Annotated in this window: 19 protein-coding genes and 6 pseudogenes; 18 read left to right on the plus strand and 7 right to left on the minus strand. The window is 54.1% G+C overall.

Annotation, left to right across the window (positions count from 1 at the left end; genetic code table 11):
- Nucleotides 1–72: 72 nt before the first annotated feature.
- Nucleotides 73–1,761: a molecular chaperone HscC gene (locus CPA59_RS06920; protein WP_107758936.1), complete on the minus strand. Its 1,689-nt coding sequence runs from the start codon at nt 1,759–1,761 to the stop codon at nt 73–75.
- A gap of 403 nt (nt 1,762–2,164) precedes the next feature.
- On the opposite strand from CPA59_RS06920, the gene CPA59_RS06925 reads away from it, so the two are divergent.
- From CPA59_RS06925 to CPA59_RS06970, 10 genes are all read left to right on the plus strand, one after another.
- A complete protein-coding gene (locus CPA59_RS06925; protein ID WP_038918397.1) occupies nt 2,165–2,683 on the plus strand; it encodes an Hcp family type VI secretion system effector in 519 nt (172 codons plus the stop codon).
- Between the two features lie 164 nt (nt 2,684–2,847).
- A complete protein-coding gene (gene tssI, locus CPA59_RS06930; protein WP_049854144.1) occupies nt 2,848–4,884 on the plus strand; it encodes a type VI secretion system tip protein TssI/VgrG in 2,037 nt (678 codons plus the stop codon).
- A gap of 9 nt (nt 4,885–4,893) precedes the next feature.
- Nucleotides 4,894–6,267, plus strand: coding sequence for a PAAR domain-containing protein (locus CPA59_RS06935; protein ID WP_100849201.1), 1,374 nt, complete (start codon nt 4,894–4,896; stop codon nt 6,265–6,267).
- Nucleotides 6,267–7,046 (plus strand): ankyrin repeat domain-containing protein, encoded by a 780-nt coding sequence (locus tag CPA59_RS06940; RefSeq protein WP_049854146.1) that lies wholly within the window; start codon nt 6,267–6,269, stop codon nt 7,044–7,046. Before CPA59_RS06935 ends, CPA59_RS06940 begins: the two co-directional genes overlap by 1 nt.
- Nucleotides 7,043–7,810: an ankyrin repeat domain-containing protein gene (locus CPA59_RS06945; protein ID WP_072093519.1), complete on the plus strand. Its 768-nt coding sequence runs from the start codon at nt 7,043–7,045 to the stop codon at nt 7,808–7,810. The genes CPA59_RS06940 and CPA59_RS06945 overlap by 4 nt, the downstream gene beginning before the upstream one ends.
- Nucleotides 7,807–8,571: an ankyrin repeat domain-containing protein gene (locus tag CPA59_RS06950; protein WP_174213731.1), complete on the plus strand. Its 765-nt coding sequence runs from the start codon at nt 7,807–7,809 to the stop codon at nt 8,569–8,571. Before CPA59_RS06945 ends, CPA59_RS06950 begins: the two co-directional genes overlap by 4 nt.
- Before the next feature lie 158 nt (nt 8,572–8,729).
- Nucleotides 8,730–9,698: a DUF4123 domain-containing protein gene (locus tag CPA59_RS06955; protein WP_107758938.1), complete on the plus strand. Its 969-nt coding sequence runs from the start codon at nt 8,730–8,732 to the stop codon at nt 9,696–9,698.
- On the plus strand, nt 9,695–10,612 hold the full coding sequence (locus CPA59_RS06960) for a DUF4123 domain-containing protein (RefSeq protein ID WP_100849204.1): 918 nt from the start codon (nt 9,695–9,697) through the stop codon (nt 10,610–10,612). The genes CPA59_RS06955 and CPA59_RS06960 overlap by 4 nt, the downstream gene beginning before the upstream one ends.
- Nucleotides 10,613–10,631: 19 nt before the next feature.
- Complete coding sequence (locus CPA59_RS06965) at nt 10,632–15,605, plus strand: RHS repeat-associated core domain-containing protein (RefSeq protein ID WP_107758939.1); 4,974 nt, start codon at nt 10,632–10,634, stop codon at nt 15,603–15,605.
- Nucleotides 15,577–16,164 carry a hypothetical protein gene (locus CPA59_RS06970; RefSeq protein WP_107758940.1) on the plus strand — a complete coding sequence of 196 codons (588 nt, stop codon included), beginning with the start codon at nt 15,577–15,579 and terminating at the stop codon, nt 16,162–16,164. The genes CPA59_RS06965 and CPA59_RS06970 overlap by 29 nt, the downstream gene beginning before the upstream one ends.
- A gap of 88 nt (nt 16,165–16,252) precedes the next feature.
- Here CPA59_RS06970 and CPA59_RS23090 read toward each other — a convergent pair.
- Together CPA59_RS23090 and CPA59_RS06980 are read right to left on the minus strand one after the other, a co-directional pair.
- Nucleotides 16,253–16,599 (minus strand): annotated as a pseudogene (locus tag CPA59_RS23090) (SymE family type I addiction module toxin).
- A gap of 8 nt (nt 16,600–16,607) precedes the next feature.
- The gene (locus CPA59_RS06980) at nt 16,608–16,757 is read right to left on the minus strand and encodes a hypothetical protein (protein ID WP_369831426.1); all 150 of its coding nucleotides are present in this window, start codon (nt 16,755–16,757) and stop codon (nt 16,608–16,610) included.
- A 61-nt stretch (nt 16,758–16,818) separates the two neighbouring features.
- Between CPA59_RS06980 and CPA59_RS06985 the strand changes: the two are divergent.
- From CPA59_RS06985 to CPA59_RS06995, 3 genes and pseudogenes are all read left to right on the plus strand, one after another.
- Nucleotides 16,819–17,925 (plus strand): annotated as a pseudogene (locus tag CPA59_RS06985) (RHS repeat domain-containing protein); the annotation flags it as partial.
- A 4-nt stretch (nt 17,926–17,929) separates the two neighbouring features.
- Entirely contained in the window at nt 17,930–18,280 is a 351-nt protein-coding gene (locus CPA59_RS06990) for a hypothetical protein (protein WP_107758942.1), read from the plus strand.
- A gap of 211 nt (nt 18,281–18,491) precedes the next feature.
- Nucleotides 18,492–18,881, plus strand: coding sequence for a hypothetical protein (locus CPA59_RS06995; RefSeq protein WP_107758943.1), 390 nt, complete (start codon nt 18,492–18,494; stop codon nt 18,879–18,881).
- Nucleotides 18,882–18,998: 117 nt separating this feature from the next.
- Here CPA59_RS06995 and CPA59_RS07000 read toward each other — a convergent pair.
- Nucleotides 18,999–19,993, minus strand: a pseudogene (locus CPA59_RS07000) (IS3 family transposase); the annotation flags it as partial.
- Between the two features lie 66 nt (nt 19,994–20,059).
- Between CPA59_RS07000 and CPA59_RS07005 the strand changes: the two are divergent.
- Complete coding sequence (locus tag CPA59_RS07005) at nt 20,060–21,082, plus strand: IS110 family transposase (protein WP_100848778.1); 1,023 nt, start codon at nt 20,060–20,062, stop codon at nt 21,080–21,082.
- A gap of 218 nt (nt 21,083–21,300) precedes the next feature.
- Here the strand turns inward: CPA59_RS07005 and CPA59_RS07010 are convergent.
- Nucleotides 21,301–21,417, minus strand: a pseudogene (locus CPA59_RS07010) (transposase); the annotation flags it as partial.
- A 157-nt stretch (nt 21,418–21,574) separates the two neighbouring features.
- Here CPA59_RS07010 and CPA59_RS23225 point away from each other — a divergent pair.
- The 3 genes and pseudogenes from CPA59_RS23225 to CPA59_RS07025 all read left to right on the plus strand — a co-directional run.
- Nucleotides 21,575–22,030, plus strand: a pseudogene (locus tag CPA59_RS23225) (tyrosine-type recombinase/integrase); the annotation flags it as partial.
- 30 nt (nt 22,031–22,060) lie between these two features.
- Complete coding sequence (locus tag CPA59_RS07020) at nt 22,061–22,336, plus strand: type II toxin-antitoxin system ParD family antitoxin (RefSeq protein WP_107758944.1); 276 nt, start codon at nt 22,061–22,063, stop codon at nt 22,334–22,336.
- Between the two features lie 2 nt (nt 22,337–22,338).
- Nucleotides 22,339–22,659, plus strand: a complete 321-nt coding sequence (locus tag CPA59_RS07025) for a type II toxin-antitoxin system RelE/ParE family toxin (protein WP_100849209.1) — start codon at nt 22,339–22,341, stop codon at nt 22,657–22,659.
- A gap of 43 nt (nt 22,660–22,702) precedes the next feature.
- Here CPA59_RS07025 and CPA59_RS23100 read toward each other — a convergent pair.
- Nucleotides 22,703–22,951, minus strand: a pseudogene (locus CPA59_RS23100) (hypothetical protein); the annotation flags it as partial.
- A 124-nt stretch (nt 22,952–23,075) separates the two neighbouring features.
- The gene (locus CPA59_RS07035) at nt 23,076–23,333 is read right to left on the minus strand and encodes a hypothetical protein (RefSeq protein WP_107758946.1); all 258 of its coding nucleotides are present in this window, start codon (nt 23,331–23,333) and stop codon (nt 23,076–23,078) included.
- Between the two features lie 117 nt (nt 23,334–23,450).
- Between CPA59_RS07035 and CPA59_RS07040 the strand changes: the two genes are divergently transcribed.
- Nucleotides 23,451–24,608, plus strand: coding sequence for a M20 aminoacylase family protein (locus tag CPA59_RS07040; protein ID WP_107758947.1), 1,158 nt, complete (start codon nt 23,451–23,453; stop codon nt 24,606–24,608).
- Nucleotides 24,609–25,270 lie beyond the last annotated feature (662 nt).

Consider the following 25,270-nt stretch of genomic DNA (forward strand, 5'->3'; position numbering starts at 1 on the left):
GCAATCAGACAATTAAAGGGGCCTTCAGCTCCTTTATTGGTGTTTATAGAGCGGATTTATCGAACGAATTGTCTATCTATCCCACTCGTCCAGTGCGCGTTCCAGACGAACGCGGGTTTCCTGAATGCGAGGCGTATGCTGGGCGGCCAGCGCCTGCTCGAATTCCCGCAGCCAGATACCGATTTGCGCTCGCTCGTCGGCCCGCGTCTGCGCCCAGGCTTTCTCCAGCCGGGCGAGCAGATTACGGTTGACCAGATTATCGCGCGGGTGAATTTTCAGGGCTTTCAGCCGTTGCTGGCTTTGCTCGCGTTGCGCCGCGCTTAGCCCCACCGGGCTGCGATCGATCATTTTGGTAAAGGTGTCGCCGCTGTCGGGCAGGTTGATATCCACTTCCAGCAGGCCGTTGATGTCGTAACTGAAGCGGACTTCGATAGACTGCGGGTGGTCCTTCGGCTGGATGGTCATGTCGAACTCATCAATCAGAATATTGTTCTCCACGTACGGGCTTTCTCCCTGATAGATGGCGATGCTGATCGCCGTCTGGCCGGGCCGTGAGGTGGAAAACGTCTCAACCCGCGAGGTCGGCACCACCGTGTTGCGTTCCAGAATCGGCGAGAACAGGCCGCTCTGGTGATCGTTGGCGGTACGGATGCCCAGCGTATACGGGCAGACATCGGTGAGAATCACTTCTTCGATATCTTCATGGCGCAGCCGACAGGCCGCCTGCGCCGCGGCGCCTTGCGCCACCACCGTGCTGGCGTCCAGATGCTGATAGGGCAGTTTGCCAAACAGCCGCACCACCAGCCTCTGAATCACCGGCATACGCGACGCGCCTCCGACCAGCACGATGTGATCCAGTTGCTCCGGTTTCAGCCGGGCGTCGTGCAGCGCCTGCTCAATCGGCGCGCGCAACCGGTTTAACAGCGGTAGCCAGATGGCTTCCGCGGCGGCGTCATCCAGTTCCAGACGCCATTCCCGCTCCTGCCAGCGCCAGCACAGGGTTTTGGTCTGTTCGGCCGCCGGCCGGCATTTCCACTGTTCGGCCAGGTTGTAAAGCTGCGCCAGCTCCGTGGCGGGAATCTGGCTCTCTTCCAGTTGCCATGTCTTCAGCGCGGCTTTGACGATCAACTGCGTGAAATCTTCGCCGCCCAGATAGTTATCGCCGGCGGAACTGTGCACTTCGATCAACGGAAAGGCGTATTCCAGCACCGTGACGTCGAAGGTGCCGCCGCCCAGATCAAACACCAGCGTGCGCCCCAGATTTTGCGTGTGCAGCCCATAGGCCATCGACGCCGCGGTGGGTTCATTGATCAGCCGGACGGCGTTCAACTCCGCCAGTTCGGCGGCAAACCGCGTTTGCTTGCGTTGCTCGTCGCTGAAATAGGCGGGAACGGAAATCACCACGTCTTTGATCGGGTGGCCGAGATAACTTTCAGCGTCGGCCTTGAGCGATTTCAGCACCAGTGCCGATAATTCTGCGGAGTCAAACGCGTGATCACCCAGCCGGAAGGTTTTCCTGCTGCCCATATGGCGTTTGAACAATGCGGCGGACAGGTGAGGGTGGGTCGTCAGGCGGGAGACGGCCGGTCGGCCGACCAGTATGGCGCCGTCCTCCTCAAGACTGACGACCGAAGGCGTCAGGTATTCATTGAGCGCATTGGGAATCAGGTGCGCTTTGCCCTCCTGCCAAACACCGATCAGGCTATTGGTGGTGCCGAGATCGATACCGATAGCCGGGGCAGTGTTTTGCTGGTGAATCATGTCAATGTCCTCACATATTCCATTAATGAGCGTGAAAAGGATGGTTGCCTTACAGATTGAATAACTTGCTCTGTGGCTCGGTATCGGCAGCGATGGCAGTAAAATTAAGAAAAATTATTTGTGACTAAAATCACAAATTTTCTGATTTTTTTGTTCACTAAATAATCTGCATAAGAATAAATGCGAAATCTGCGCAACTTCTTGCTCAGTTACCAGCATAAATCCCTGTTTGCGCAATGGATGCCGTTTTTTCGGGAGGTCTGCGCAATTTTTTGCTCAAATTTGACTTAGGGAAAATGGCGATGTGGATTTTCCCTTTTAAAACAAATAAATAAAAAGTGGCATGGTCATTGCTCTATGAACGGTGAAGTCAAACACATGTTCAACAACAAGGAGCAAGACTATGCCAACTCCATGCTATATCAGCATCGAAGGTAAAACTCAGGGCAATATCACTGCCGGTGCCTTCACCTCCGACTCCGTCGGCAACATCTACGTGCAGGGCCACGAAGACGAGATGCTGGTACAGGAATTCAACCACATCGTCACTGTGCCGACCGACCCGCAGTCCGGCCAGCCTTCAGGCCAGCGCGTGCACAAACCGTTCAAGTTCACCGTCGCGCTGAACAAAGCCGTACCGCTGCTGTATAACGCGCTGGCGTCCGGCGAAATGCTGCCGACCGTGACCCTGAAGTGGTACCGCACCTCGGTCGAAGGCAAGCAGGAGCATTTCTTCACCACTACCCTGACCGACGCCACCATCGTCGACATCAACAACCAGATGCCGCACTGCCAGGACCCGTCCAAGCAGGATTACACCCAGCTGATCGAAGTGTCGCTGGCCTACCGCAAAGTTGATTGGGAGCACACCGTCGCCGGCACTTCCGGTTCCGACGACTGGCGCGCGCCGATCGAAGCGTAATGCCGCCTTAACCCGGACTGCGGTCCGGGTTTTTCCGTTTTTGTCTGCGCTGAGCGATGGCGCGCCCATCGCTGAGTGCAGTCGTATTGATCATGATTTTGCGCTGACGCACGGCATCCGCCGGGTGTGCGGTAGCTATGGAGCCGGGAAAAGGAGGAAGCGGGGTGGCCAACAGTACAGGATTGCAGTTTACCGTGAAAATCGGCGCATTGGCGGAAACCACCTTCGCGGTGGTGGATTTCGAACTGAGCGAGGCGCTGAACCAGCCGTTCGCGCTGTCGTTGAGCCTTGCCAGCAGCCAGGCGGATATTGATTTTGGCGCGGTGCTGGACCAGCCGTGCGAGCTGATGGTGTGGTACGAAGGCGAGCTGCAGCGCCGGGTCAGCGGCATCGTCAGTCGCTTTGCTCAGGGCGACACCGGCTTTCGCCGCACCCGCTATCAGGCGGAAGTGCGCCCGGCGCTGTGGCGGCTGGGGCTGCGCACCAACGCCCGTATTTTCCAGACCAAAAAGCCGGACGAGATCATCACGCAATTGTTGCAGGAAGCCGGTATCAGCGATTTTGCTTTTTCGCTGCGCCACGAGCACGCGGTGCGTGAATACTGCGTGCAGTACCGCGAAAGCGACCTGGCGTTCATCAACCGGCTGGCGGCGGAAGAGGGGATGTTCTACTTCCACGAGTTTGAAGCCGGCAAGCACCGGGTGGTGTTTGCCGACGACGCCGGCGCGCTGGCCAAAGGCCCGGCGCTGTTCTTCAATCTCGCCACCCAAGGGTTGTCCGAAGGCGCTTACGTGCGCCGTTTCCGCTACGCCGAAGCGGTAAGCACCGCCGAGGTGGAACTGAAGGACTACAGCTTCAAAACCCCGGCATATGGGTTGTCCCACAAGAAGACCAGTAACGAGCTGGATCACCAACGTGAGTCCTACCAGCACTTCGACTACCCCGGCCGTTTCAAGCAGGACCCGAGCGGCAAGGCGTTTACCGGCTACCGGTTGGACGCGCTGCGTGCGGATGCGATAACCGGCGTGGGTGAATCCAACGCCGCCGAACTGCGGCCGGGCAGCACCTTTACTCTCACCGAACACCCGAATCCGGCGTTCAATCTCGCCTGGCAGGTGGTGGCGGTGACCCACAGCGGTCAGCAACCGCAGGCGCTGGAAGAGGAAAGCGGCGGCGAGCCGACCACGCTCAGCAACAGTTTCGAGGTGGTGAAGGGCGCGACTACCTGGCGGGCGGCGTTGCCGTACAAACCGATGGTGGACGGCCCGCAGATCGCCACCGTCGTCGGTCCGGCGGGGGAAGAGATTTACTGCGACCAGTTCGGTCGGGTGAAACTGCAATTCCCGTGGGACCGCTACGGCGCCAGCGACGACCAGAGCTCGTGCTGGGTGCGTGTCAGTCAGGGCTGGGCCGGCGGCCAGTACGGGTTGATCGCTATTCCGCGCATCGGCCATGAAGTGGTGGTGAGTTTTCTGGAAGGTGACCCGGACCAGCCGCTGATCACCGGTCGGACGTTTCATGCCACTAACCCCACGCCGTATGTGCTGCCGGAACACAAAACACGCACCACGCTGCGAACCGATACCCACAAAGGCAGTGGTTTCAACGAACTTCGTTTCGAAGATGAGGCCACCCGGGAGCAGATTTACCTGCATGCTCAGAAAGACATGGACGCGGTGATTAATAACATTCATCGCCAGAGCGTCGGGCTGGATCAGCATCTGAGCGTGGCGAAGGACCAGTTCCAGCGGGTGGACAGGCATAGCCATCGCACCATCGGACAGGATGATTTTGAACAGATTGGGCAGGACCATCATCAGTCGATCGGCCGCCATCTGATACAGAGCATCACCCAGTCATTCAAACGTTTTATCGGCGGCGGCGAGATCACCCGTATTGAAGGCAGCCGCCAGACGACGCTGTCCGGTTCAGAAGAGACATTGATTGGCGCGCATCAGCGCGTGCTGGTCAATACCGACAGCTACCTCAAAGCGGCGGATATCGTGCTGGAAGCCGGACAGTCGCTGACCATCAAGGCGCCGGGCGGGTTTATCAAAATCGACGGCGCTGGCGTCACCATCTCCGGCACGTTGGTGAAAATCAACGACGGCGGTTCGGCAGGGGCGGGCACGGCACCGGTGTCCATCGAGCCGGAGGCACCCACCAGACCGACGTTGCCGGATGCCCCGGATCGGCGTTAAGGAGCCACCATGCCAGGAGCTGCGCGTTTAGGGGACAGCTGTGCCGGTCACGGCTGCTTTCCCGCCACCCCGGTGATTGCGGGCAGTGGCGATGTGATTATCAATGGCAAACCGGCGGCGCGTAAGGGCGATGCGGTGTTGCTGCATGCCTGTCCGTGTCCGAATATGCCGCACGGGGTTCACAACCGGGCAATTTCCGCCGGTTCCGGTACGGTAATTATCAACGGCAAGCTGGCCGCACGTATCGGCGATGCCATCGGCTGCGGTGGATCGGTGGCGGCCGGCAGCGGAGATGTGATTATTGGCGATTCGCCTTATCAGTCGCCGGTCAAATCCTGTGCGGAACAATCGGCGAAAAGCCGCGCTCCACTGCTGGCGCTGACGCCGATGCTGCTGCCCGCCATGATGGAGTGGGCAGCGACCGCCGAGCTGCCGGTGCTGGATGAGGCGCTGACGATATTGCAGCGTAAGGATCGCTATCTGGCGCGCGCGAAGCTGGCGCAACAGGCGGCGACCATGCCGGACCTGAAAGACGCCGCCACCCGACTGGCGTTTAACAACGACAGTATCCTGCGCGCGGAGGCGGCGCAGTATGTTTATCCGGTGGATGAGGTAGCACGTAAGGCCAGAACGGTATTGCCAAAGCCACCGGTTGGGTTGGAACGTTTAACTATAGAGCAGTTGCCAAAGTTAGAAGGTACTGTATTTACGGATCCAGATTCAGGATTTGGTGCCGCATTATTTAAATCTGCAATAAATGATGAAACCATGCTTACTTTTCGAGGCACAAATAATGCTGTAACGGGGGCCAAAGATTGGTTAACTAATGCAGGTCAAGGCATGGGTTTAAAGACGACACAATATAAACAAGCCATGGATTTAGCTACTCAGGTGAAGGAAGTACTATCAAAATCTCCACCAGTCATTGTTGGGCATTCTTTAGGGGGAGGATTAGCCTCTGCTGCTGTGAGTGCGACCAAGTTAGTTGGTTATACCTTCAATGCAGCTGGATTGCATTCTAATACAATAGTTCAAAATGGTGGTGCAGATATGGCTACTACCAGTTCCCTGATTAAGACACAGGCAGTAGATGGCGAGATTCTGACTATGGTGCAAACCTATGGCAAAGCGGCCGTTCCCGGTCTACTGTCGGGGGCTGGTGCGCTGGTTGGGGGGGGCGTTGGCGCGGCGATAGGGGGCGCTGTCGGTGTTGCTGCGTTGTTGAGCGGCGGGCTTCCCAAAGCAGCAGGAGAGATGATGCCTTTGCCTGCATCTGGTGGGTCGCCGCTAGCGCGTCATGGTATGGATCAGGTTATTGCGGGTATAGAGAAAGAGAAAAAGGACGATATTGGAAAAATTACCAGTACGCTTAAGGGGGCATAATGCGATGGTTACAGAAAATCAAATGGATCGCTGTATTTTTTGCGGGAATACTCACCGCCTGTCAAGCCGGAGGGCGCAGTATGCAGGCCAGTGAATTGTTCCAGCCACCGATGGCGACACTATTGCAGACCATCCGTAAAGGTGATGAAGCGGAAGCCCGGCGTCAGCTTGCTCAGGGGCTGAACTTGAATATTCAGGGTAAGGAAGGGATTACGCCGCTGCTATGGTTGATTTATGAAACGCAGGATAAGGAGGCGGTGCGTCTGGCATTAAAACTGGGTGCCGATCCAAATTATAAAGACGGCGCAGGTGACAGTGTAGTAAACCGAGTATCCGGTGTGCGAGATCCAGACTGGCTGCGCATTGTTCTGGATGCTGGGGGAAATCCGAATGCCATTGGGCGACTAGGTCAACCGGCATTATTTAGTGCTATTAATGAAGAACGCTGGGCTGATATCAAACTGTTAGTAGAGCGTGGTGGGGATATCAATTTAGAAGACAAGCAGAAAAGGAATAGCGCGCTTTATGCTGCTTATATCAATCAATATGAGATTGTATATTGGCTAATTGAGCGTGGTGCTAAAGTCGATACTTATTCTGCAACGGGTGGCAGTCTGGCCTGGCGGGTGCATGAAAGTTTGTCAATCATGGCGCAGAGTTCGCCACAATATCCCTGGTTATTAAAAGTCAAACAGCAATTACAGCAACGCGGTATTAAGTTCCCCCCGTTATCTCCGGCAGAGGTTCAGGATAAATGGGAAAAGGGAGAGACGCTTTGAAATGGTGGCATTGGCTGTTGGCCTGTTTGCCGCTGCTCACCGCCTGTCAGGCAGGAGGGCGCAGTATGCAGGCCAGTGAATTGTTCCAGCCACCGATGGCGACATTATTGCAAACTATCCGTAAAGGTGATGAAGCGGAAGCCCGGCGTCAGCTTGCTCAGGGGCTGAACTTGAATATTCAGGGTAAGGAAGGGATTACGCCGCTGCTATGGTTGATTTATGAAACGCAGGATAAGGAGGCGGTGCGTCTGGCGTTAAAACTGGGGGCAGACCCGAATTATAAAGATGGATTTGGAGATAGTGCAGTCAATACCGTTTCTGGTGCAAAAGATCCTGAGTGGTTAAAAATCATTCTTGATTCAGGAGGAAACCCAAATGCTATCGATAGAAGAGGTCAGCCAGCATTATTTAGTGCAATAGGTGAAGAGCGTTGGGCGGATATTAAAATATTGGTAGAAAAAGGTGCCGATATTAACTTGGCTGATAAGCACAATACAAACAGTGCGCACTATGCAGCTTATCTGAATAAATATGAAATTGTTTATTGGTTGATTGAGCAGGGAGTCAAAGTCGATAATTATTCAGATACTGGAAGTAGTTTGGCATGGAGAGTTTATGATAGCTTGTCAACAATCGATCATAAAACTACTGCTTACCAATGGGCAGTAAAAGTCAAACAGCAATTACAGCAACGCGGTATTAAATTCCCCCCGTTATCTCCGGCAGAGGTTCAGGATAAATGGGAAAAGGGAGAGACGCTTTGAAATGGTGGCATTGGCTGCTGGCCTGTTTGCCGCTGCTCACCGCCTGTCAGGCTGGAGGGCGCAGTATGCAGGCCAGTGAATTTTTCAAACCACCGATGGTCAATTTATTATCCAGCATCCAAAAAGGTGATGAGGCTGCGGCCCGGCAGCAGCTGGCGCAGGGAAAAAACCTGAACGAGTTGGGTAAGGAAGGGATTACACCACTGTTGTGGTTAGTGATGCAGCAGGATCAGGCCGGAGCCAGACTGGCGTTAAAGCTGGGGGCGGATCCTAATTTTCGAACCGGTACAGGTTCATCTGCCGTCAATATAGTGGCTGGTGCGAAATCACCTGAATGGCTGAAAATGATGTTGGATGCTGGTGGCGATCCGAATTCATTAGATCAAAATAAAGTTCCAGCCTTATTTGGGGCAATAGCTGAAGAACGTTGGGCTGATATTAAGCTCTTGGTAGAGCGTGGTGCAGACGTGAATCTAAACGATGGGCTAGGTCGCAATGGTGCACATTATGCAGCCTATCTAAACAAATATGATGTGACCTACTGGCTGATAGAGAAGGGAGCGGATATTCATCCTTATGATAGGACTGGAAGTAATTTGGCATGGACTGTTGAAGATAGTTTGTCGCTGATGGACCATCGCTCGCCACATTATCCTTGGGCGCTGAAAGTGAAGCAGTTGCTGCAACAGCGTGGAGTGAAATTCCCACCCTTATCTCCCGCAGAAGTTCGGGAACGCCGCGCCAAAGGCGAATTACTTTAAAACAGCATCGCTGGTCAGTCGGTTCGTATTTCACTAGCAATAGATTATTTTTGTTCGCCGTCGTGGTGGAATTCATTTCCTCTGACGACGTTTGTCGCTGTTCTCATTCCGGTTTTCTCCTTATTTAAATATCGATTAATTATCCCAGTGAAAAAATCATGACGATAACGGGCTATACCCTGTTTGAACTCAGTCAGCGTTGCTCGCTGCCGCTGTATGCCATTGTCGATCCGATGCAGTATCCGGCATTGCCGGATTTCTGGCGCGCGTTTCAGCCGCGAGCGGCGCAGATGTGGCAACCCTTACGCTTTGAAGGTGCCGGTGATGACTGGCAGCGCTGGGCGCCGATGGTGGTGCAGGTAGACGAAGGCGGGCCGGGGGAAACACTGCTGCACTGGCTGGCGGATACGCAACCTGCGCGCCATCAGGGCGTGATGTTGATGCATAGCGAGCAGTCACTGACACCAGTGGCTGATTTCTGGCAGCAACGTCTGCGCTGTCGTTACCCGGACGGTACGCTGGCGCTGTTGCGTAGCTATGTACCGGCTGTGCTGCGGCTGTGGTGGCAAACGCTCAACGACGATGAGCGCATGGCATTTATGGGGCTTTTGACCGGTTTGTACCTGCCGCTGGCGGAGGATGACCCCGCCGCCCCTTGCCGCTACCACGTGCTGGCGGACCATCATGAGAGGCAGCCAGTGCGTCAATCCACCGATGACGATTATCTGATTACACTGAATCGCGACCAGTTTTATCTGTTATCCAACGACAATCGTCTGCACCGGCTGGCGAATGAGCTGTTTCTTTATGCCGGCACATTGCACTGGATGCAGTTGGATATCGAGGTGGTGAAAAGCCGCTTTCTCAGCGGCGTTACGCTGGCCCGCATCCGGTATCCGCTTGCCTCGGAAACGGAGTGCGAAGCCTGGTCGGCCCACCGCTGGATCATCGGCAGCGAGTTTTATCATCACCCGGTTTTTATTCATTTGACCGAGCGTTATTCGCTGGGCGACAGCATTCGGATTTTTAAATCCGAATCCGCCCGGGTGGAAGACGTTCGCCTTCATTATCACCGGCCCGGCTGGATGCGGGGCGAATTACCGGATACGACGGAGGTTATGCCGTGACGCTGTCTCAATCTTTTCTGAGTCTGCAACCGGAAACGGAAGCGGCCTGGCAGGCGCGACTGGCCGCGGGCGGGTGCTTCGTGGTCGCCGAAGCGGCGCTGAACGATGCGGTTCCCTGGCTGGCGGAGCGCTGGGGCGGTAGCCTGGAACAAACCCGTCTGTACTGGGGAGAAACCGGACAGGTTCATGCTTCCGTATCGCCTTATTGTATTCCCGTCCACCCGACCAACTGGCCGCAGGTGCGTGAGCATCTGTTAACGCAGCCGGGCTGGGGAGTCGGAGTTCAACTCGACTGGTTTATGCAGGCCTACTCGCCGCTTGACCAACTGCTGGAACTGGTGAAACACCTGCGGCAGTGGAGTCTGGTCGCCACCCAGGAGGGAGACAGCGCCATTCTGCGCATCAGCGATTGGGAGGTGCTTACGCCGCTGCTGGCGGCGAGTTCGGCGCAGGAGGCTACCGCGCTCTGCGGCCCGATCGCCACGTTCTGCGACATTGCGCCTGACGGCGCCGTGCAGAGCCTGACGCTGACCGAACGGACCGCGCACAATCTGCCTGATACCTTGCCGCGTTCGCTCAGCGAGGCGCAGTGGCAGGCACTGCTGGCGCCGGCTACGCGTCAGGCGCTGGACAGCTATATGGCGCACCTCAAAACCCATCACCAGCGCTGGCAGGCGAGCGATGACGACGCCTTGCTGAATTTCACCCGCCAACAAACCGAACAGGCCCGTATCCAGGGATTTAATAACGATCGGGATATCGTGCGCTATCTGGCGCTGGCCACCGAGCTGGAGCCGGCCTTTGTTTATCAGCCGTGGGCGCAGGAGATTCTGGCGCAGCCGGAATATATCGGCGCGCAAAACCGTATGGACCGCCTGTATAAGACGGCGATTGACCAACTGGACGACGCATAACTAAAAGGGATGACTTGTCATGAGTCAGGATAAAAAGGCGACGCTGTTGTCGAGTGAAGACGCAGCCAATCAGAATTTTGCCACGGATAACCAAATTTCAGGCGGTTGCGCCAAATGCGGCTGTGAAGTGCTTATTTATTACCACTATGACTCCGGGAAACCGGTGCCCAACGCGCCGTTCGTACTGGTTGATAGTAATAAGACGGAGATTCACGGCAAAACCGACGCCAAAGGGTTGTGCAAAATTTACGACATGGGATGCGGCACGTTTGAGCTGATGCTGGATGAAGGTTCCGACGATTTCAAACCCCGTGAAACCGTGGAAAACAACCCGGTATTACAGGCGAACCCGGCTTATGCAACGCTGGCGGGGGAATATTTCACGCTGTTTTTGTTGCTGCGCAAGCAAGGTCTGGTGACCTACGACGCGGATGACAGCAGCGATCGTCATGTGGATGTCGATGGCGCGGGGCTTTTTACCTCAATTCCCAAGGAGTACCGCAAATCCTATGACCGTTTCTGGGAACTGGATAAACGCGTCAATCGCGGCAGCCGTCAGCTCAAACAGGCGATTAACAAAATCCATCACAGCCTGGCGGCGGAAGTGGCGGACAAAGGCGGAGATGACAACGCCGCGCTGATGCTGTTTTGTGAAATCGCGCTGGGTTTTATTCCGGTAGTCGGGCAGGCGATGGATGTGTATTCGATCGGCGAGTGGAGCTGGCAGTCTTACAAGGAGCCGGCCAAGCTCGAAGACCCGCTGCATATCGCCGAAGGCGCGCTCTGTGCGATTGGCGTCATTCCCGGGCTGGGGGATGCGCTCAAGGTCAGCGGACGGGCGATTATCCGCGCGCTCAAGGTCGGGACGCCGAAAGAGCTGCAGTTCGCCATCAGGACTATCCGCAGCCTATCGGACGGCAATCTGGTGAAAGGGCTGACCAAACTGCGCGCCGAGCTGAGGAACTACGGCGCGCAGGCTAAGGCCTTGTTGTTGAAGATCCACGCGGCGCTCAAACAGGTGCTGGCCGAGTCCGCGCTTAAAAACAACTGGATTGTGTCGCTGATGAAAGACAGCTTCAGCGCCATGATCACCGCGCTGGAAAAGCTGATTGCCAAATATGACAGCGCGCTGGCCTACATCGAGTCCAAATTCAATGAGTTTATCGGCAAGGTAGTCACCCGCGTGAGCGGCAGCGCCAGGCCGAAGGGGAGCATTGCTAAGGCCGCCGAAGCGCCGAAAGCGCCGGCGCATGCTGAAAGTCAGGCGGCAAAACCGGAGGCAACTACTACCAAGTCGGGGGAAGGGAAAAAAGCCGAAACCAAAGCCGACGGCATCAAAGAAGGCAGACCGGTTACCAAAAAATCCGACAACGCAATAACCAAAGCCGATGACGGAAAGCCGAAAAATGCGGTGAGTGAAAAGAAACGACGCGCACCGTCGAAAGAAACCGAGGACATTAGCGCCGGGAGCAATAAGGGCGAACAGCCGGATAGCACCCCACAGCAGAAAAAAGCCGGGGAAGACGACAAGGCGTGTAAAGCCGGCAGCGAGAAGTGTCAGAGCGAGGGCGAACCGGTGGATATGGCGACCGGTTACGTGGTGGACTGGCGCACCGACTTTACGTTGACGAGCCTGCTGCCGTTATCCATGAAACGGTATTACCGTTCAGGCGGGGAGCGAAAACCGGGGCTGTTAGGGGCGCTGTGGCGCACCAACTGGGATATGGGCCTGGAGCTGGAAAACGGGATCGCCACGCTGACCGACGGCGAGTTCAATCAGGCGGTGTTCGTGCTGCCTGACGAGGGCGCGTTCAGCCGGGCGGCGTCGAATCCGGCGTGGCGATTGACTCGTCAACAGGGTCAGCTCGTGCTGCAAAACGTGGACGGCGTGCGTTATCGCTTTGAGCATGCCCTGGGGCTGCAACTTTGCCTTAGCGCGATTGAAGATCAGGCGGGTAACCGAATCGCCCTGTTGTGGGATCGCGCCGATCTGTGCTGGATAGCCCTGCCGGACGGGCGTCTGGTGCATGTGGAGACGCAGCGGCGGCGGATAGTCAAACTGACCCTGTGCGATGAGCACCGTCAGACGCTAAAAACGCTGGCCAGCTACCGCTATGATGCGCAAGGTCATCTGCTCAGCGTGCGCGCTGGCGAAGGGCGTAATTTTGATTACCGCTACTCGCCGGAAGGTTGGCTGCTGCGCTGGTCCGATCTGGCTCATACCTGGGTCGAACACGATTACGATGAACAGGGCCGCGCGTTGCGCGACAGAACGGCAGAGGGTTTCTGGCCCGGCTCGTTCAGCTACGACCCGGACAACCTCACCAACCACTATCACAGCGGGTTCGGCGGGGTGATCACCTATGTGCGCGATGCGCGCAATAATATTCTGCTGCGCCGTGAGCCGGACGGCGGCGAGGTTCACTTCGAGTGGGACAACAACAACCAACTGGCGGCGCAGACCGACCCGCTGGGCCAGCGTACCGAATATCAGCGTAACGACTGGGGGCAGGTGACGGCGGTGACGCTGCCGGACGGGAGCCTACACCGTTACGATTACGACGATGACGGTCAATTGCTGGTTTATACCGACCCGTTGGGTAACGCCTGGCAGTATGCGCGCAATGCCCAGGGGCTGGTGGAAACGGCCAGCGACCCGGAGGGGCGGAGCTGGCATCATGCCTACACGGCGCAGGGGCTGTTGTCTGCGGTAACCGGGCCGGATGGCCGCGAGCAGCATTATCATTACAACCGGCGTGGATTGCTGGAGCGGTTGGAGCCCGGCGAGGCGCCGGCGGTGACCTTTTTCTACGATGCGCAAGACCGGCTGACGGAGCGGCACATCGCACATGAACAAGGCGTGCAGGTGCGGCGTTGGGACTATGAAGGCGGGCGCGACACGCCGTCGAAAGTGGTGTACGAAGACGGCAGCGAAACCCGCTTTGGCTATGATACGGAAGGCAATCTGACCTCGGTGACGGATGCGCTGGGGCAGCGTTACCTGTTCCGCTATGGGGCGTTTGATAACCTGCTGGAAGCGACCGACCCGCTGGGCGCGACCGTCCGCTATCATTACAATGCGGAATCGGAGTTCGCCGGGGTGACCAACAGCCAGGGGCAGGCGTGGCACTATCAGTTTGACGCCAGTGGCCGGCTGAGCGAAGAACGGCATTATGACGGCCGGGTGTACCGTTACGGTTACGATGTGGCGGGCCGACTGACACGGCGCACGGCGCCGGACGGCAGCCATCTTGAATACGGGTATGACGCCGGCGACCGGCTGAGCGAGATTCAGGCGGTCCGGGCAGACGGTGCCAGCGAGGGCGCGACGACCTTTGCCTATGACCTGTCGGGCCGGCTGCTGAAGGCGGCGAGCCCGGACGCGGTGGTGGAGTACGACTATAACCGTGCCGGTCAGGTGGTGTCGGAGCGGGTAAACGGCGAAGAGGTGCGCAGCGGCTACGACGACAGCGGGCAGCGGTCGGTGGTGGAAGGGCTGCTGTCGTCGCTGAGTCTTGGCTGGCAGGGCGGGCGGCTGACGACGTTGAGCATCGGCTCGCATCAGCCGCTGACGTTCAGCCACACGGCGTCGGGGTATGAACAGCTGCGCAGCAACGGCGAAGGCTTTGCGCTGCGCCACGAGTGGAGCGCCACCGGGCTGCTGGCGGTTCAGGCGCTGGACGGGGTGAATGGGGTACTGGAGCGGCGCTACCAGTACGACGTGCTGGACCGTCTGACGGGCATCCGCGACAGCCACTGGGGCGAGCAGGCGTTGCGGCTCAATGGCGCAGGGCAGGTGACGGCGGAGCGGCGCGAGCAGGGGCGGCAGAAACAGGCACGGCTGTTTGGCTACGACAGCGAGCAGAACCTGTGCGAGGTGTCGGCGATAGCGCCGGACGGAGCCGGGCGGCTGTCGGCAAAAAATGCGGCGGTGCAGTCGTCGGCGGGTTACGATGCGGCCGGCCGGGTGACGCAGCGCGGCGGTCATCAGTATCAGTACGATGCGTGCGGTCGTCTGGCGGTCAGACGGGAAAGCCGTCCCGGTTTCCGGGCGCAGGAAACGCGGTTTGAGTGGGACGCGCAGGACCGTCTGGTGCGGGTGAGTTTGCCGGACGGGGCGCGATGGCGGTATCGTTACGACGCGTTCGGACGACGGGTAAGCAAGGTGCGCGAGGGCCAGGTGCCGTCGGCGCAGGCGGTAGCGCGGGTGGCGTACCGGTGGGACGGCGACCAGCTGTCGGGGCAGACGCAGTACCGGGTGGACGGCAGCGTGGCGCGTGCGGTGCAGTGGGTGTACGAGCCGGGGAGTTTCCGGCCGCTGGCGCAGGTGGAGGAGCAGGCGGGGGAAACCCGGCTGCACTATATCGTGACGGACCTGACGGGGACGGCGCGTGAGCTGTGCAGCGAAACGGGCGACGTGCACTGGCGCGGCGAGCAGGGGCTGTGGGGGGCGTACCGGGAAGACAAGCGACCCATACCGCTGCGGCGTTATCTGGGCGACGCGGCCAACGAGGAAGTGTACTGCGAGCTGCGCTATCAGGGTCAGGTCTACGACGCGGAGACGGGGCTGTATTACAACCGTCACCGCTACTACGACCCGGAGCTGGGGCAGTATATCTCGGCGGACCCGATAGGTTTACTTGGTGGTATCCGACCTCAAGGTTATGTTCACAATCCATTGGAGTGGGTCGATCCGCTGGGGTTGGTTGGGTGTCCAGGGACAAGTCATTTAGACAATCCGAAGAAAAAGGTTAACTCGGCTGAAGTTGGGGATATTGTTCGTACTCCATCGTCACATCCTGAAGATTTTACAAAAATAAGAGGTGGTGATTATAAAAATCAAAACACAGGAGAGATATGGAGTAAGAGTAATACCACTCACAGTGATAAGCTTGGGGAGTGGAAGGTCGGGATAGGGAAAAATGCACCTACTCCGAGTAAAAAGATTACGGTAGGGATGAGTGATGGAAAAATCATTAAAATTGACAAGTAATAGTTTTAATTTTAACTTGGTTGATATTGATTTTAGTTCTTTTAGTTCATCAAAAAAATGGGTCGGTTGTTTTGAAAAAAAATCTCCATTTGCAATTTCATTGATTGATGACTCTATAGAAATAGTGCGTGATTTTTTTTCTCCTCATTGGGGTGGTTTTTTTGCTCTGTCAGCATTGTCTTTTGATGATGAAAGGGAGACTGATGGTGATATATTGAAAGAATATGGGGGTATATATGACTATGCTAAGGTTAATAACTATTTGAAGCCTCTGAGTGATGATTTTGAAAGTTATTTGTATGGTGAGATTCCTTTGCCTGCGACTTCATTAAGTCTGCATTTTGATAATAATGATTTTATGGATATTTGTAGATTGATCATGGGGCATGGGGGGGTGCTAGGTCAGGTTTTTTTTATGATTAACTTGGAATTGAAGTTGGCAATATATCCTCATGGTGATATAGGGTTTGGTATTATATCCTTTGGTGAGGATGATACGGTTTGTAAGTCATTTTTGAACTCTCTTATTGGAAATGATGATTTTAATATCATTATGTGATTTTTATTAAGTACTATATCAGTAGTGTTTTATAGCCGGAAGCGATCTCAATATCCTTCCGGCTTTTTTTATTTAGCTGCCAGCGTGATTACGCCAGCATCACACCCGGCTCAGCTCGAAGGATAATCCTACCGGGCAGGGCTTCAATGCTGAACGGCGGGGTGAGTAAGCCGCTCTGGGTGAGCCAGTCGCCTGCCAGCGTCAGTTCGCCGTTGTCACTTACCCAGTCCGCGTCTTCTGTCCCGCTGCCATCCAGTTCGGCCACCAGCGCGGCGATATCGGTGTCGTCGTCCAGCCGTGTCAGCATCAGCTTATTGCGGTACAGGCTGATATGTGAAACCACGCCCCAGCGGTAAAACCGGCCTGTGCCAGTGCGGTACCGCTCAGGGTCAGTTCCGGCGGGTCGCCCTGCTGCCACGTGATATCAATATCCATATCGATGCTCATTGTGCGCCTCCAAAATCCAGCTCGCCGGGAAACCCCCTCAGCCACTGTGCCACCGCCTGTTCATCGAACGCGGCAATACTGAGCGCGTGCAGGTCCTGCCACAGCGCACGGATATCTTGCGTGGTGATGACAATGCAGCCGGGCATCACGCGCAGCTTCAGCGGTTGCCCGGTGCGGAACCCGGCTTCCTTCAGCCAGTGGCCTGCCCAGTATCAGTACGATGCGTGCGGTCGTCTGGCGGTCAGACGGGAAAGCCGTCCCGGTTTCCGGGCGCAGGAAACGCGGTTTGAGTGGGACGCGCAGGACCGTCTGGTGCGGGTGAGTTTGCCGGACGGGGCGCGATGGCGGTATCGTTACGACGCGTTCGGACGACGGGTAAGCAAGGTGCGCGAGGGCCAGGTGCCGTCGGCGCAGGCGGTAGCGCGGGTGGCGTACCGGTGGGACGGCGACCAGCTGTCGGGGCAGACGCAGTACCGGGTGGACGGCAGCGTGGCGCGTGCGGTGCAGTGGGTGTACGAGCCGGGGAGTTTCCGGCCGCTGGCGCAGGTGGAGGAGCAGGCGGGGGAAACCCGGCTGCACTATATCGTGACGGACCTGACGGGGACGGCGCGTGAGCTGTGCAGCGAAACGGGCGACGTGCACTGGCGCGGCGAGCAGGGGCTGTGGGGGGCGTACCGGGAAGATAAGCGACCCATACCGCTGCGGCGTTATCTGGGCGACGCGGCCAACGAGGAAGTGTACTGCGAGCTGCGCTATCAGGGTCAGGTCTACGACGCGGAGACGGGGCTGTATTACAACCGGCACCGCTACTACGACCCGGAACTGGGGCAGTATATCTCGGCGGACCCGATAGGGTTGTTGGGGGGGATAAGGCCGCAGGGGTATGTTCCTAACCCCTTCTGTTGGGTTGACCCTCTAGGTCTAACTAAGTGTCCTGAAAAATGGGACGTAGGAAGTTATGAGGATCTGCGAAACTCAGTGAAAGGAAAAAATCTTGAATTAGATGCCCACCATGTTGGTCAAAAGGCAATAATGAAAGATTTAGTAAAAGATTACGATCCTAAAACAGCCCCCTCAATGTTAGTTCCTAAAGAAGGTCATACTCTTTCTAAAGAGGGTGTTGGAATAGTATCAAGAAGTAAAATAAATCCGACGACAGGGCAACCATTCAGCTCCGCTAGGGATGTTATCGCTAGAGATATTAAAGAGCTTAGAAGAGTTTATCCTGATGTTCCAAATGCTAAATTACGTGAGTTGATTGATTTGAATAAATCAATGTATCCGGAAGTGAGATATAAAAACTTTGGGAGATGATTTTATGTCTGGTAGTGAAAAATTTGTTGATTCAATTTTCAATGAAGCGCTCGAAGATAATTTTCTTCGTTATAAGAATAGCTTAACAAAGGCACCTGATGAAGGTGTTGATGTTTATGCAAAAGCTAGAAGAGCCTTGTCGTCACTTAGTGATGAGGATAAGGAGGCTATTTTTGATTTTTTTAAAATAACTATTACAGATACAGCGTCAATAATACTAGGGACTATTGATGGCTCTCATTTTCCTCCTGGAATAGATGATGATTTTAAATTGATTTATGGTGATGAAGAGATCCAAGGGGATTTACAGGATCTGTTCATTGAAAAGGCTGAAGATAAAGGTATATATAATTAAAAATAAAAAGCCGGAAGCGATCTCACGATCCTTCCGGCTTTTTTATATTGAGCCGTTAGTGTTATTACGCCAGCATTGCTCCTGGTTCAGCCCAGAGCATGATCCTGCCATCACGGTGTGGAGTATGAGTCACCTGAAGCTAAATGTATTGCTAAAGAAATGAATGCGCCTAAACCACCTAAAGCTTGTAAATAGAAATGGAGAGGTTTAAATGAACAGTGATGATTTTGAATTTTATGAAGATGATGAAGGTGTTGCAGTAAATGTTGATTTAAATGTCTTTAATGGGGTAGGCGTTCAGGTTATTTATCTGGAATCAGATTCCAGTGATGAAAAGATGGTGGATGACGTTAATTTTATAATTAACAATCAGGAGGATTTTTTTAAAATATCAGAAAGGGAAATATCTTCATATATTGCATCCGTTTATAATAGAAAAGATGTTTCTTTTAAATTGATGAAAATTTATATTTTTCCTGATATGGAAAATGAGTTCGGTTTTTTATTTAGATGGGTAGGGGATGCTGAACACGGTATAGGTATTAAGTTCTCAGGTCTGTCAGTTAAAAAAATAGGAAGTGCAGAAGTGGCGTTTCTATAAAAAAAGCTGGAAGCGATCTAACGATCCTTCCGGCTTTTTTATATTTAGCTGTCTGTATTATTACGCCAGCATCTCGCCCGGTTCAGCCCGGAGTATGATTCTGTAAGTAGACCGCTTTTAGTTCCACACACTTTTTGAGATTTCCGGTTTCTCGGCCATCAGCCGATATTCTTCCGGCGTCAGGTTATTCAGCGATTCATGGGGACGCTCGCTGTTATATTCATGCAGCCAGCGTTCTGTAATTTCACGCGCTTCATTCAGTGTTCTGAACAGGTAAAAATCCAGTATTTCTGTCCGGTACGTCCGGTTAAAACGTTCGATAAAGGCATTCTGTGTCGGCTTGCCCGGTTTAATAAATTCCAGTGCTACACCATGCTCTTCCGCCCATTGTGCCAACGTCAGCGAAACCAGCTCCGGGCCGTTATCCATCCGCATCTTTAGCGGATACCCTCGGTTTGCCACTATCCTGTCCAACACCCGAACAACGCGTTGTGCCGGTATATTCAGGTCAATTTCTATCGCCAGCACTTCACGATTAAAATCATCCACCACGTTAAACGTACGAAAACGTCTGCCGCATACCAGCGCATCATGCATAAAATCCACTGACCAGCTCTGATTCAGGTGTTCCGGCGTCGCCAATGGTGCTGGATCACGCACGGGCAAACGTTGCTTTCCTTTACGACGAAAATTCAGTTTCAGTAAGCAATAAATACGATGAACGCGTTTGTGATTCCATGCATGCCCCTGCCTGCGTAGCTTCTGGAACAACTTCTTGAAGCCGTATCGCGGATAGCGTTCCGCCATGTCGGTCAGTGCCTGAATGACCGGCTCATCACGCCGGGTGTCAGGCTGATAAAAATAGACCGTCCTGCTCAACGATAACGTCCTGCATGCCTGGCTGATGCTCATCGTAAACTGCGCGGTCAGATAACTGACGAGCTCACGCTTTATCGCTGGTTTTAAAGCTTTTTTTCAATAACATCTTTGAGTGCCCGGCACTCCAGACTGAGATCGGCAAACATCTGTTTCAGTCGCCGGTTTTCGTCCTCCAGATCTTTCATCTTTTTGATATCAGAGGCTTCCATTCCGCCAAACTTCGCTTTCCAGTTAATGGGATGGACTACCTCCTCCCCCTGCGGTTAACTGTACGAAATATGCTCAACAGGAGAGTCACCATGAATATCGTATTTCTGGGTATTGATCTGGCTAAAAATGTTTTCCAGCTTTGCGGATTAAACCAGGCTGGCAAACCGGTTTATACAAAACGTACCGGCCGAAAAGAATTACTCCAGACGGTGGCAAATATTCCTGCCTGTCTGATTGGTATCGAAGCGTCAACAGGGGCATTTTACTGGCAACGCGAGTTTGAAAAACTGGGACATAAAGTAAAAGTCATCAGCCCACAGTATGTAAAACCTTTTGTTCGTGGGCAAAAAAATGACGGTAATGATGCACAGGCGATAGCTGTGGCCCTTATGCAACCCACGATGCAGTTTGTTCCGCCTAAAAGTCCCGAACAGCAGGATATTCAGGCTCTGCACCGTGCAAGACAACGTATTGTCAATCATCGTACTGCAACCGTCTGTCAAATCAGAGGACTGCTGCTCGACCGGGGAATAACAATCGGTGCAGCGGTCTCAAGAGTTCGTCATGCAGTTCCGCTGATCCTTGAAGATGCAGAAAATGGTCTCAGTACCAGAATGCGCAGGACGATTGCAGAACTCTATGATCTCTTTAACGATCTTGGTCGTCGCATAAACTTTTTTGATAAAGAAATAGAGGCTGTGTTCAGGCAATCTGAAGCCTGCCAGCGCATTGCCAAAGTTAAAGGTATTGGTCCTAAAACGGCAACGGCTGTTGTTGCCGCTATTGGCAAAGGAACTGAATTTAAAAATGGTCGTCACTTCGCCGCGTGGCTTGGTCTGGTTCCCCGGCAACACTCAAGTGGTGACAGGCAAGTTCTCATGAATATGACGAAAAAAGGCGACAAGCATCTGCGGACTCTTTTTATTCATGGTGCCCGCGCTGTCGTCAGGGTTGCCACGAATAAGAATGATAGCTGTCTGCATCAGTGGGTTAATCAGTTGAGGGAACGGCGAGGGTTTAATAAAACGACCGTGGCGGTAGCTAACAAGAACGCGAGAATAATCTGGTCGATGCTGAGAAATGATACAGAATATCAGGCAGCCGGAAGTTAATTCCCAGCCAGAAAAGTTGCAGTGTACTGAGAAATGGTGACAGGTTGCACCTGCACAATCGGAACCTGATTTTTATACTGGCCTCAGAGGCCGTCCAGTTGTTGAGGCGATCGTGTGCGGATTACCCATTTGGGCACAGGTTTTCCTGATGCCGGATAGATGTAAGCAACAACCCAAAACCAGAATCAGTGCTTGCAAAACGGAGGTAGTCCATAGATGTAGTACGAAGCCTCGGATATTCCCGCTTCGCGGCAGACGTCTTTGACGGTACGTCCGGCTTCAACGGACTTCAAAACGGCGATGATCTGGTGCTCGGTAAATCGGGCTTTGCGCATAGCGATCTCCTCAACGGGACATAATCAGTATGTCGGAAGATCTCTAAAAGTGAATGGTTCGGTTTAGTGGGATACTTACAGTATTGCTTGCGCAGTTACTGAAACCGGCTTCGCTTAACCAGCGACCGAAAGGTTAGATGCTGGCCGATGTGGACGTGGGCGCGGGGTTCTGGTGGTTCGACAGGGTAAAGACAATGGTCTGCGGGCGCTGGTGTAGGTGCAGCGCTATCTGGACGCGGTGAGGCTAAGGCTGACGACGAAGCACGACAGCGGTTATCTGTTCGTGACGGTATGGTCAAACGGCTGGCACGGTCAACGCTGACGATACTGGCAGGCCGTGCAATACGTGATGAGGCACACCTGAAAAAGGCCGTGGCGTCGGCACTCGATGGCGACGCAGATGCTGGAGAACGGAGCGGATACGCGGTATATCCAGGCTATCTTAGGCCATGAAAAACTGGAGACGACGCAGATATACACCAAAGTGGCTATCGGGCATCTGAAACAGGTGCATGATGAGAAGACGCACCCGGCAGAGCGGAAACGAAAGGTTCGCCGGAAGAAAACGACACGAGCAGCTCCTGACAAGGGGCAAAAGAACGAGTATGATTAAATCCTACTTGGCGGGAGAAAGGGGTTACCAATGAGAACGACACAGCAGATGAGTATCACGTTGCCGAATGAGATGGCGGCGCTGGTCAAAGCGCGCGTCGCCAGTGGCGAATATGCGTCGGAAAGCGAGGTTATCCGGGAGGGACTTCGGGCACTGCTGGCACGCGATAATGCGGTGGAAAAATGGTTGCAGGAGCAGGTTGTTCCGGCCTGGAATGCGTTGCAACGGGGTGAAACGGACAGCCTCAGCAGTAACGACGTCAGAAACAGACTGAAAGCCGAGCATAAGAAGGCAACCGGAGAGTAATAATGGAGTATCAGGTGGTGTTCGCCCCTGAAGCGGAAGAACAACTGGCTGCATTGTATCGTTATATCGCGGAGGCGGCGACACCCAACACGGCGCTGAGTTACACGGAAAGTGTGGTTGATTACTGTGAATCACTATCCCTGTTCCCGGCGAGGGGAAACGCCCGTAATGACCTTCTGGCAGGGCTTCGTGTAACGAACTATCGTAAAAGAACGGTCATTGCCTTTATGGTGGAGGAAGACAAAAAGCGGGTAACGGTACTGGGCATCTGGCACGGTGGTCAGGACTATGAAAGTGACCTGCTGACGGATGAAACTGACTGAAAGTACGGTGTCGCCGGACAGTATCAAAAAGTAGCTCCTTCCCTGCTTCAATGCTAAACGGCGGGGTGAGTAACCCGCTTTGGGTGAGCCAGTTGCCTGCCAGCGTCAGTTCGCCGTTGTCGCTCACCCAGTCTGCGCCTTCGGTGTCGCTGCCACCCATCTCGGCGATATCGATGTCATCGTCCAGCCGGGTCAGCATCAGCCCGTTGTGGTACAGGCTGATATGAAACAACGCCCCGGCGGTAAAACCGGCCTGTGCCAATGCGTTGCCTTCAGGATTACTTATCCGCAATTTATTGAATTACCCGTCAGAGATTGATTAGCGTCTTAATCACTATTCTTACCTACCATCCTTACCTATTCACCTGTCACGGTAACCGGCTCCCGGTAATCAAGCTCGCCTCAGTCAGCAGCTTTTAAGCTCGATTAGCAAAAGGCGGGTGGAGTCTGCCGTTTTGCCGAGTGATCTCTTCCCTTGTCAGTTGGTGGCGTTGAGCCGCGTTGATGAGAGGCGATTTTTCCTGCTCTTTTGTTATTTCCCCGGTTTCAATCAGTGCGCCGGACAGGTCGCTATCCAGAACCGATGCAAGATGTCGGCGATAATGCCGATAACGGTGATGGAAGGATGACATGGCGCGCATGGGGGTTATCCCGCGTGCGTTCTTGTCGGACATGCCTTTGTTCATGGGGGCTGGTGGAGTAGAGTAGGTGATTCTCTGTGGGCGATTCCTGAACAGAGGGAACGGCATATCAGGCGGTGGGCTCTGATATGAATCAACGGGAGGATGCGTATGGGGATTTCTCCGGCGCTGATTGCGCAGGCCGTTGAATGGCGGCGCAAACTGCATGCCAATCCGGAACTGGGCTATCACGAGCGTCAGACGTCCGGGATGGTGGCGACGTTGCTCGCCGCCTTTGGTTTTCAGGTTCATACCGGCCTGGCGGATACTGGCGTAGTAGGAACGCTGGAGAACGGGCCCGGTCCTGTTATTGGGTTGCGGGCCGACATGGATGCGCTGCCGGTTACCGAACTGAACGATCTTGCTTATAAATCCCGGCATTCCGGCGTTATGCATGCCTGTGGCCATGACGGGCATACCGCCATGTTGCTGGCCGCCGCCTGCCATCTCAGCGAAACCCGGCGTTTTAGCGGTACGGTGCGGGTAGTATTTCAGCCGGCGGAAGAGAATCTGGGCGGTGCGCGCCGCATGGTGGAAGAGGGGTTGTTTACCCGTTTTCCAATGGATGACATCTATGCGTTGCATAACTGGCCGGGGCTGCCTGTGGGACAGGTCGGTCTGAGCAGCGGAGCGATGATGGCCTCCCTGGATTCGTTTGAAATCGTGCTGATCGGCAAAAGCTGCCATGCCGCCATGCCGGAAAACGGCGCTGACCCGATTATGGCCGCCTCTCAACTGGTGCTATCGTTACAGACTATCCCTTCACGACGCCTGTCGCCTCAGTCGTCTGCGGTGATCAGTATCACGCAGATTAACGGCGGCGAGGCCATCAACGTCATTCCGGAAAAAGTGGTGCTGCGCGGTACGCTGCGTTGTCTGCAAACCTCTGTACGCGAGCAGGTGAAGGCATTGATTGCGCAGTTTGTGGCGCAAATCCCCGAGGTATTCGGCGTCACGGGCTCCATCGCTTACTACCCCGGCTACCCGGTTACCCAAAATGACGCCCGAGCGGCGCAAATGGTGCGTGAGGTCGCGGAAACGACGTTTGGCGCAAACCAGGTGCATTGGGAAATCGCACCTTCCATGGCGTCCGAAGATTTCGCCTGCATGCTGGAGCACTGTTCCGGCGCCTATTTCTGGTTAGGTGCCGATGGCGATACGCCATCCCGTCCGCTGCATAATGCCTGCTATGACTTCAATGACGCGTTGATTCCACACGGTGTCGCCATGTGGGTGGCGTTGGTGGAAAAACGGTTGCCGATGGGGTAAATGTCTCCGGTCTGCGTAGGAAGACCGGAATAATTGACGTTAATGGAAACTATTTTTCCATAAATTATGCTTTTTATTTTTTCTTGATTCAAATTGCAATTGGGAATAATAAAACGGGAATCGGTTTCCTATAAATGCCGTTGTCAGGCCGGCGGAAACCGTTTTTTTCTGGTGATTCAGAGAGGTTTCGCCACGCAATGTGGTTTTTAATTGAACGATGATTCGGCGTTTTATTTGCTTTTCATGACGGAAATGGTGATGAAATGTTTCGTTTGCATTATGCCTCGGCATGAAAATAATCATTTTTTCGTCATGTGAATATTCCCTATAAAAAATCAGTTTATTCCTGAAAATAATTAGCGGGATAATTGTTTTTAAATCTAACGAAATTAGAGAGGCCAAAAATAGCCGTTTTTTGGAAAATTGCAATGCAGGTTTATGTAACTATTTCACCGGTAATAATGTGTATTTTTGAGCTGTTCATTATATTTATATTGTTGTTTTTTATTGTATTTTTTTATTTTTGGAGCTTTGGGATATCAAAAGTATATTAGCGTTGACCATGTGTCAGCGTTATGTGTATGATTGGCGAACGAAGCAGAAATATATCTACACATTTTGAATACAGTTCTGTCGTTTTTTATTGGCTTACTGATTCCATA

This window comes from Dickeya sp. Secpp 1600, assembly GCF_003049805.1.
GTDB lineage: Bacteria > Pseudomonadota > Gammaproteobacteria > Enterobacterales > Enterobacteriaceae > Dickeya > Dickeya fangzhongdai.

What these genes read in the sequence shown, in the direction of transcription:
- CPA59_RS07005 (WP_100848778.1), top strand. Translation starts at nt 20,060, where the DNA reads ATGAATATCGTATTTCTGGGTATTGATCTGGCTAAAAATGTTTTCCAG.
- CPA59_RS06955 (WP_107758938.1), top strand. Translation starts at nt 8,730, where the DNA reads ATGACGATAACGGGCTATACCCTGTTTGAACTCAGTCAGCGTTGCTCG.
- CPA59_RS07025 (WP_100849209.1), top strand. Translation starts at nt 22,339, where the DNA reads ATGGAGTATCAGGTGGTGTTCGCCCCTGAAGCGGAAGAACAACTGGCT.
- CPA59_RS06925 (WP_038918397.1), top strand. Translation starts at nt 2,165, where the DNA reads ATGCCAACTCCATGCTATATCAGCATCGAAGGTAAAACTCAGGGCAAT.
- CPA59_RS07035 (WP_107758946.1), bottom strand. Translation starts at nt 23,333, where the DNA reads ATGTCCGACAAGAACGCACGCGGGATAACCCCCATGCGCGCCATGTCA.
- CPA59_RS06965 (WP_107758939.1), top strand. Translation starts at nt 10,632, where the DNA reads ATGAGTCAGGATAAAAAGGCGACGCTGTTGTCGAGTGAAGACGCAGCC.
- CPA59_RS07020 (WP_107758944.1), top strand. Translation starts at nt 22,061, where the DNA reads ATGAGAACGACACAGCAGATGAGTATCACGTTGCCGAATGAGATGGCG.
- CPA59_RS06990 (WP_107758942.1), top strand. Translation starts at nt 17,930, where the DNA reads ATGTCTGGTAGTGAAAAATTTGTTGATTCAATTTTCAATGAAGCGCTC.
- CPA59_RS06970 (WP_107758940.1), top strand. Translation starts at nt 15,577, where the DNA reads ATGGAAAAATCATTAAAATTGACAAGTAATAGTTTTAATTTTAACTTG.
- CPA59_RS06980 (WP_369831426.1), bottom strand. Translation starts at nt 16,757, where the DNA reads ATGCCCGGCTGCATTGTCATCACCACGCAAGATATCCGTGCGCTGTGG.
- CPA59_RS06995 (WP_107758943.1), top strand. Translation starts at nt 18,492, where the DNA reads ATGAACAGTGATGATTTTGAATTTTATGAAGATGATGAAGGTGTTGCA.
- CPA59_RS06940 (WP_049854146.1), top strand. Translation starts at nt 6,267, where the DNA reads ATGCGATGGTTACAGAAAATCAAATGGATCGCTGTATTTTTTGCGGGA.
- CPA59_RS06935 (WP_100849201.1), top strand. Translation starts at nt 4,894, where the DNA reads ATGCCAGGAGCTGCGCGTTTAGGGGACAGCTGTGCCGGTCACGGCTGC.
- CPA59_RS06920 (WP_107758936.1), bottom strand. Translation starts at nt 1,761, where the DNA reads ATGATTCACCAGCAAAACACTGCCCCGGCTATCGGTATCGATCTCGGC.
- CPA59_RS07040 (WP_107758947.1), top strand. Translation starts at nt 23,451, where the DNA reads ATGGGGATTTCTCCGGCGCTGATTGCGCAGGCCGTTGAATGGCGGCGC.